Source organism: Bradyrhizobium sp. Leo170 (assembly GCF_004296405.1).
Taxonomy (GTDB): Bacteria; Pseudomonadota; Alphaproteobacteria; order Rhizobiales; family Xanthobacteraceae; genus Bradyrhizobium.
Genome location: NZ_PSRR01000409.1, coordinates 1 through 6,876, shown reverse-complemented (window position 1 = coordinate 6,876; position 6,876 = coordinate 1). Strand labels below are relative to the sequence as shown.

The 6,876-nt window shown below is 64.1% G+C and carries 10 protein-coding genes; all 10 read right to left on the bottom strand.

Going from position 1 to position 6,876, the window contains the following annotated elements; all coding sequences use genetic code 11:
* Positions 1-41 precede the first annotated feature (41 nt).
* Positions 42-779, bottom strand: a complete 738-nt coding sequence (locus CWO89_RS38705; RefSeq protein WP_130583594.1) for an urease accessory protein UreF — start codon at positions 777-779, stop codon at positions 42-44.
* Positions 760-1,392, bottom strand: coding sequence for an urease accessory protein UreE (locus CWO89_RS38700; RefSeq protein WP_130583593.1), 633 nt, complete (start codon positions 1,390-1,392; stop codon positions 760-762). Before CWO89_RS38700 ends, CWO89_RS38705 begins: the two co-directional genes overlap by 20 nt.
* Positions 1,393-1,408: 16 nt before the next feature.
* Positions 1,409-1,708, bottom strand: a complete 300-nt coding sequence (locus CWO89_RS38695) for a putative quinol monooxygenase (protein WP_028165122.1) — start codon at positions 1,706-1,708, stop codon at positions 1,409-1,411.
* A gap of 49 nt (positions 1,709-1,757) precedes the next feature.
* Positions 1,758-3,470 (bottom strand): urease subunit alpha, encoded by a 1,713-nt coding sequence (gene ureC / locus CWO89_RS38690; protein WP_130583592.1) that lies wholly within the window; start codon positions 3,468-3,470, stop codon positions 1,758-1,760.
* 24 nt (positions 3,471-3,494) lie between these two features.
* Entirely contained in the window at positions 3,495-4,034 is a 540-nt protein-coding gene (locus CWO89_RS38685; protein ID WP_130583591.1) for an HD domain-containing protein, read from the bottom strand.
* Positions 4,035-4,122: 88 nt separating this feature from the next.
* Positions 4,123-4,428, bottom strand: coding sequence for an urease subunit beta (locus CWO89_RS38680; RefSeq protein WP_130583590.1), 306 nt, complete (start codon positions 4,426-4,428; stop codon positions 4,123-4,125).
* A gap of 133 nt (positions 4,429-4,561) precedes the next feature.
* Positions 4,562-4,864, bottom strand: coding sequence for an urease subunit gamma (locus CWO89_RS38675; RefSeq protein ID WP_130583589.1), 303 nt, complete (start codon positions 4,862-4,864; stop codon positions 4,562-4,564).
* 28 nt (positions 4,865-4,892) lie between these two features.
* The gene (locus CWO89_RS38670; RefSeq protein ID WP_130583588.1) at positions 4,893-5,729 is read right to left on the bottom strand and encodes an urease accessory protein UreD; all 837 of its coding nucleotides are present in this window, start codon (positions 5,727-5,729) and stop codon (positions 4,893-4,895) included.
* A 29-nt stretch (positions 5,730-5,758) separates the two neighbouring features.
* The gene (urtE, locus tag CWO89_RS38665) at positions 5,759-6,454 is read right to left on the bottom strand and encodes an urea ABC transporter ATP-binding subunit UrtE (protein WP_130583587.1); all 696 of its coding nucleotides are present in this window, start codon (positions 6,452-6,454) and stop codon (positions 5,759-5,761) included.
* A 123-nt stretch (positions 6,455-6,577) separates the two neighbouring features.
* Positions 6,578-6,876, bottom strand: a 299-nt coding sequence (locus CWO89_RS38660; protein ID WP_502702940.1) for an ABC transporter ATP-binding protein C-terminal domain-containing protein, incomplete at its 5' end; no start/stop codon positions are given.

The window sequence follows — 6,876 nt, the reverse complement described above, 5'->3', positions numbered from 1 at the left end:
TCCCGGCCTTCGCCGGGACGACGTGTGAGGCGGAAATCGCATCATGACCGGAACAGCCTCGTATATTGCGTCTCGTGGCGCAGGCTTGCGAGATCGGCGCGGAAGGTGGTGCTGCCGAGATCGTCGAGCGAGGCGTCGCGCGCGCGGATCGCGGTCGCACTGACCGCGGGTTCGAGACCGGCGAGCAGGCGCTGGCTATCGGTCTGGCCGAGCGGGATCAGGCGGGCGCCGGCGGAGATCCAGTTCGAGACCACCGCATGGAAGAACGCGTGCAGCACTGGCGCAAGCGGAATGTCATGCGTGGCGCTGACCAGGCCGATCGCGACGGGATAGACAATCGCGCCGGCGCAGGCGGCGATGATCTCGTCGAGATCAGGCGAAGACCAGGCGGCGCGCGCGGCATCGATGAACGCGCGGCCCTGCGTCGTGGTCTCGAGCTGGCGCTCGCGCGAGGGCACGAAAGCCGCAGCAAGCTCGGCGATCTCGCGCAGCCTTGCAAAGTCACGCGCCATGGTCGCCTGATGCGTCTGGGCGAGGAACACGCCATCGCAGAAGCCGGAGCCCTCGCTGAGCATCGCGGCAAGCCAGTCGCGCAGCGAGGCGGCATCCTTGATGTCGCCCGCCTCCACCGCCCATTCGATGCCGCTGGAATAGGAGAAGGCGCCGACCGGGAACGACGGCGACAGCCAGGTCATCAAACGGTAGAGCGAGGCGGCCTCGCCCTCCGTCATCCCGCCCCACGCCTCGCTTCGCGGCGGCTCATTTGTGGTCATGAGCATGGGAGTGGTCGTGATGGTGGTGATGGTCGTGGTCGCAATGCTCGTCGTGGTGATGATGATCACCGTGGTGATCGTGATCGTGATCACTGTGGTGATGGTGATGATCATCATGACCATGGCCGTGATCATGCGCATGGTCATGGCCGGTGTGGTGATGCGCGGCCGGATCGCCTTCATGCGCATGGCCGGCATAGGCGCCGCCTTCGGGATCGAACGGCGCCTCGATCTCGATCACGCGCGCACCCAGCCCCTTCACCATCGCCTCGATGACGTGATCGCGCCGGATGCGCAGGCCCTTCTTCATGATCTGCGTCGGCAGATGGCGGTTGCCGAGATGCCAGGCGACGCGGATCAGATGGTGCGGGTCGGCGCCGCGGATCTCCAGAAGCGGCTCGGGCGCGGCGACCACCTCGACCAGCCGGCCGTCCTCCAGCACCAGCGCGTCGCCGCCGCGCAGCGCGATCGCGTTCTCGAGATCGAGCAGGAATTCCAATCCGCGCGTGCCCGTCATCGCCATCCGCCGGCGGTGGCGGTCGTCGAAATCGAGCACGACTGTATCGGCCGGCTGCTCGTTCCAGCGATGTTGCGGCTTGACGGACGTCGCGCGGATCATATGGTGTTGCTCTCTCTTAGCGGACTTCCACTTTCTCGGGCGTGATCACCTCGATCTTCGGCGGCGCCGAGAAGCACTTCACCGCGACGCGGCCAAAGGTCTTCATGTGATCGGCCGTGCGGTGCGGCACCAGCGCCTCGGCATTTTCCCACTGCTCGACGAACACCATCTTGGTCGGATCGGTGACGCTCTCGTGCAGGTCATAGGCGATATTGCCGGGCTCCTTCCGCGTCTCCTTGATGCAGGCGGTGGCGGCCGCAATGAATTCGGCGCGCGTTTCAGGCTTGATGGTCAGTGTGGCAACGACGTAAATCACGGAATTTCCTCCCGGCTTTGGTTTCTGGGCGTGACTGCCTGGGGAGGTTTTAGAACATGAAATAGCGCTGCGCCAGCGGCAGCACCTCGGCGGGCGCGCAGGTCAGAAGCTCGCCGTCGGCGCGCACCTCATAGGTCTCCGGATCGACCTCGATCCTGGGCGTGGCGTCATTGTGGATCATGCTCTTCTTGGAGATCTTGCCGCGGGTGTTCTGGACCGCATAGAGCTTCTTGCTGATCCCAAGCTTCCGCGCCAGCCCGCCGGCGACCGCCGCCTTGGACGTGAAAACCACCGAAGATGCGGTGAGCGATTTTCCGTATGCCGCAAACATCGGCTGGTAGTGCACCGGCTGCGGGGTCGGGATCGAGGCGTTGGGATCGCCCATCGGCGCCGCCACGATCGAGCCGCCCTTGATGATCAGGTCCGGCTTGGCGCCGAAGAACGCCGGCGACCACAGCACGAGGTCGGCGAGCTTGCCCTTCTCCACCGAGCCGATCAGCTTTGAGACGCCATGCGCGATCGCGGGGTTGATGGTGTATTTGGCGATGTAGCGCTTGACGCGGAAATTGTCGTTGTTGCCCTTTTCCTCGGGCAGCGAGCCGCGCTGCTTCTTCATCTTGTCGGCGGTCTGCCAGGTGCGGATGATGACCTCGCCGAGCCGGCCCATGGCCTGGGAGTCCGAGGACATCATCGAGAGCGCGCCGAGATCGTGCAGGATGTCTTCCGCTGCGATCGTCTCCTTGCGGATGCGGCTTTCGGCGAAGGCCAGATCTTCGGCGATCGAGGGGTCGAGATGGTGGCACACCATCAGCATGTCCAGATGCTCGTCGATGGTGTTGCGCGTGAAGGGACGCGTCGGGTTGGTCGAGGACGGGAGCACGTTCTTCAGCCCGGCGATCTTGATGATGTCAGGCGCGTGGCCGCCGCCCGCGCCCTCGGTGTGGAAGGCGTGGATGGTGCGGCCCTTGAACGCCTTCACCGTATCCTCGACGAAGCCGGATTCGTTCAGCGTGTCGGTGTGGATCATCACCTGGATGTCGTGATCGTCGGCGACCGAAAGGCAGTTGTCGATCGCCGCCGGCGTCGTGCCCCAGTCCTCATGCAGCTTCAGCGCGCAGGCGCCACCCTTGATCATCTCGACCAGCGCCGCCGGCCGCGAGGCATTGCCTTTGCCGGAAATGCCGAGATTGACCGGGAAGGCATCGAACGACTGGATCATCCGACCCATGTGCCAGGGCCCCGGCGTGCAGGTCGTGGCAAAGGTGCCGTGCGAGGGGCCAGTGCCGCCGCCCAGCATCGAAGTGACGCCGGACATCAGCGCGTGCTCGATCTGCTGCGGGCAGATGAAATGGATGTGGCTGTCGAATCCCCCCGCGGTGAGGATCTTGCCCTCGCCCGCGATCACGTCGGTGCCGGGACCGATGATGATGTCGACATTGGGCTGGATGTCCGGATTGCCGGCCTTGCCGATCGCGGAGATCATGCCCTCCTTGATCGCAACGTCAGCTTTCACGATGCCCCAATGGTCGACGATCAGCGCGTTGGTGATGACGGTGTCGGCGGCTCCTTGCCGGTTCGTGACCTGCGACTGCCCCATGCCGTCGCGGATCACCTTGCCGCCCCCGAACTTCACCTCCTCGCCATAGGTGGTGAAATCCTTCTCGACCTCGATGATGAGATCGGTATCGGCGAGCCGCACCCGATCGCCGGTGGTAGGCCCGAACATGTCGGCATAGACAGAACGTTTGATCTTCACGGACATACTAGCCCCCCATTTCCCTTGCCTTCAAAACGCGCTTTTAGCGGCTTTGACGGCCTCATCGAATTTAGCGTCGAGTAGCGGATTGACGCCACGGCATCCGGCCACAACCTTTTCGGCCCAAGCGGCATAGTCGGCGAGATCGTCGCGCTCTTCCCTGCTCGGATTCGGCACGATGCGCGCGCGGGTATTGCTGATCTTGTCGGCGATCTTGATCATCTTGGCATCAGGCGATTTATGCGGGGCGTCCTCGATCTGCTTTTGCCGGCGTTGTGGCTTGGGCAGCGACATGTCGTCGGTCACCTCCACTACGAGCCCGGCGACGCGCTCGCTGAATTTCTGCGCCAGCTCCTCGCGCGTGGTCTCGGTGTCCTCGACCGTGTCGTGCAGCCAGCCGGCTGCCACGAGCTCGGCGTCTGCGCCATCGGTGGCTGTCGCGAGCAGGTTTGCGACCTCGGCGAGGTGATTGATGTAAGGCTCGTTGCCGCGGCCCTTGCGGGCCATGCCGTTATGGCGGCGAGCGGCAAGTTCGGCAGCTTCGGAGACGAGGCGAATTGGCTGCAGCATGGCAAGACTCCTTTTTCGCCTCAACTGCGCCGCCGCACAGTCCGTTCCTGTCTCGCGAAGAGAACGGCAGCCATCGTGACACCGGGGATCACAGCTTGCCCTTCACCTCGCCGCGGAAGCCGTGGATGACGCGTTTTCCCGCGAGCGCGACGAGCTGGACCTCGCGGGTCTGGCCCGGTTCAAAGCGAACCGCGGTGCCGGCGGCGATGTCGAGGCGCATGCCGCGGGCCTTCTTGCGGTCGAACTTGAGCGCCGGATTGGTCTCGAAGAAATGGTAGTGCGAGCCGACCTGAATCGGGCGGTCGCCGGTGTTGGCGACCGTGAGCGTCACGGTCTTGCGGCCGGCATTAAGCTCGATCTCGCCGTCCTGGATGAAGAGTTCGCCGGGGATCATTCTTGCTACCTCGTATCGCTCTGCTGCGTCATGGCCGGGCTTGACCCGGCCATCCACGTCTCACCACTCAGCCCAAAGGACGTGGATGCCCGGGTCAAGCCCGGGCATGACGACGTTGATGGACCTGCATTCCTCAACGGATCGGCTCGTGCACGGTAACGAGCTTGGTCCCATCCGGGAATGTCGCCTCCACCTGGATGTCGTGGATCATCTCCGGGATTCCTTCCATCACCTGCGAGCGGGTCAGGACCTGTGCGCCGGCCTGCATCAGGTCGGCGACGGTGCGGCCATCGCGCGCGCCTTCGACGATGAAGTCGGTGATCAGGGCGATGGCCTCGGGGTGGTTCAGCTTGACGCCGCGCTCGAGCCTGCGGCGCGCCACCATGGCGGCCATCGAGACCAGGAGCTTGTCCTTTTCGCGGGGAGACAAATTCATGCGAGCACTCTGATGGTTTTCAAATGATCTAGTTGAGCCACAGCCTCGGCAGCGGGACGGCAGAGGCGCGGCCGAGCACCGTCATCATGTCGGCGCGCAGCCTCATCGCATCTTGGGCACAGAAGCGCGCCATTGCAAACCCATTCCAACAGGAGATGCCGACTTCGCCGCGGAAGGAATCTTGCGCCTCGCGTATCCGCTCCACGACCGCATCATCGCCGGGCACGATCAGCGCGGTGCCGATGGCGACACCGCCACTCGCGACCGCAGGCCGCGCCAGCTTTTCACCGATATTGCCGTCGAGCCTGACGGTCTCGGCAAACACCAATCTACCGCCGCGACGCATCCGCCAGCGGTCGACAAATTCGCCATGGCGCATGGTCTCGCCCATGGCTGAGCGGCCGAACACCACGATCTCACACAGCAGCAGAGACGCACCTTCGGCCAGATCAATGTCGATCCGTCGCGAAATCCGGGCGCGGTCGAACAGGATGGTCTCCTGCGGCAGCCAGGACAGATGCGAGCCGGCTTCGGCCTTCAACGCGATATTGAGCTGGGCGGCGGGTCCGGCCGCGCGATAGATCTTCTCGGCGGCGGCTGTCGTCAGCGTCAGCCGCGCGCCCTCACGGGCCGCGATATCGATGTCAAAGCGGTCGCCGCCGGCAACCCCGCCGGCGGTATTGACGAACACGGCCGACAGCCCCTCGCCCTCCGCTGAAGGGAAACGTACGCGGAGCGAGCCGGATTCGTGCAAATCACCGCGGCGGGTGACGCCATCGTGCAGGCGCACGCCGAACCGCACCGCACCGCGGGCGCGGTTGGCCGCAAAGGTCGCTGCATCAGCGCGTGCAATCTCGGTGCGCATCCGTCCCCCCGTTTGGCCGGTCGCGTCCCTTATAGCGCCATTTGGCGCGAGATTTCAGCGGGATCGAGATTGGAGCGGTCGCAGGCATATTTCACCGCCCCACGGTCCATCACCGCAAAGGAGTCGCCGAGCTCGCAGGCGAAATCGAGATATTGCTCGACCAGCACGATCGCGATGTTGCCGAGATTGCGCAAATAGGAGATAGCGCGGCCGATGTCCTTGATGATCGAGGGCTGGATGCCCTCGGTCGGCTCGTCCAAAAGCAACAATTTCGGCCGCATCACCAGCGCACGGCCGATCGCTAATTGCTGTTGTTGTCCGCCTGAGAGGTCGCCGCCGCGGCGGCCGAGCATCGATTGCAGCACCGGAAACAGCGAGAACACGTCGTCCGGAATGAAGCGGTTCTCGCGCTTGAGCGGACCGAAGCCGGTCTTGAGATTCTCCTCCACCGTGAGCAGCGGAAAGATCTCGCGCCCCTGCGGCACGAAGCCGATGCCGCGCCGCGCGCGCTCATACGGCTTCAGGCCGGTGATATCGTTGCCGTCGAACTCGATCGTACCTGACGCGATCGGATATTGGCCGACCATCGCGCGGAGCAGCGAAGTCTTACCGACGCCGTTGCGTCCGAGCACGCAGGTGACCTTGCCGGGCTCGGCCGACAGCGAGACGCCGCGCAGCGCCTGTGCCGCGCCGTAGAAGAGGTTGATGTTGTCGACTTTGAGCATCAGCGATCTCCTATCGCGACGCGGCGAATGGCGGATAGCGAATGGCGAATGGTTAGAATTGCCGCGCTCATAGTCTCCACGCTTCCCTATTCGCTACTCGCCATTCGCTAGTCGCACTACGGCCTATCGACCCAAGTAGACCTCAACGACCCGCTCGTTCGACGAGACCTGGTCGATGCTCCCCTCCGCCAGCACCGTGCCTTCATGCAAGCAGGTCACCTTGACGCCAAGCTCGCGCACGAAGGTCATGTCGTGCTCTACCACCATGATGGTGTGGTCCTTGTTGATCTCCTTCAGAAGCTCCGCGGTCTGGTGGGTCTCGACATCGGTCATCCCGGCCACTGGCTCGTCGACCAGCAGCAGCTTCGGATCCTGCGCCAGCAGCATGCCGATCTCGAGCCACTGCTTCTGGCCGTGACTGA

Excerpts from the sequence above, each read along its gene's own strand:
- CWO89_RS38705 (WP_130583594.1), bottom strand. The coding sequence starts at position 779 with ATGCTCATGACCACAAATGAGCCGCCGCGAAGCGAGGCGTGGGGCGGG.
- CWO89_RS38700 (WP_130583593.1), bottom strand. The coding sequence starts at position 1,392 with ATGATCCGCGCGACGTCCGTCAAGCCGCAACATCGCTGGAACGAGCAG.
- ureC (WP_130583592.1), bottom strand. The coding sequence starts at position 3,470 with ATGTCCGTGAAGATCAAACGTTCTGTCTATGCCGACATGTTCGGGCCT.
- CWO89_RS38685 (WP_130583591.1), bottom strand. The coding sequence starts at position 4,034 with ATGCTGCAGCCAATTCGCCTCGTCTCCGAAGCTGCCGAACTTGCCGCT.
- CWO89_RS38680 (WP_130583590.1), bottom strand. The coding sequence starts at position 4,428 with ATGATCCCCGGCGAACTCTTCATCCAGGACGGCGAGATCGAGCTTAAT.
- CWO89_RS38675 (WP_130583589.1), bottom strand. The coding sequence starts at position 4,864 with ATGAATTTGTCTCCCCGCGAAAAGGACAAGCTCCTGGTCTCGATGGCC.
- CWO89_RS38670 (WP_130583588.1), bottom strand. The coding sequence starts at position 5,729 with ATGCGCACCGAGATTGCACGCGCTGATGCAGCGACCTTTGCGGCCAAC.
- urtE (WP_130583587.1), bottom strand. The coding sequence starts at position 6,454 with ATGCTCAAAGTCGACAACATCAACCTCTTCTACGGCGCGGCACAGGCG.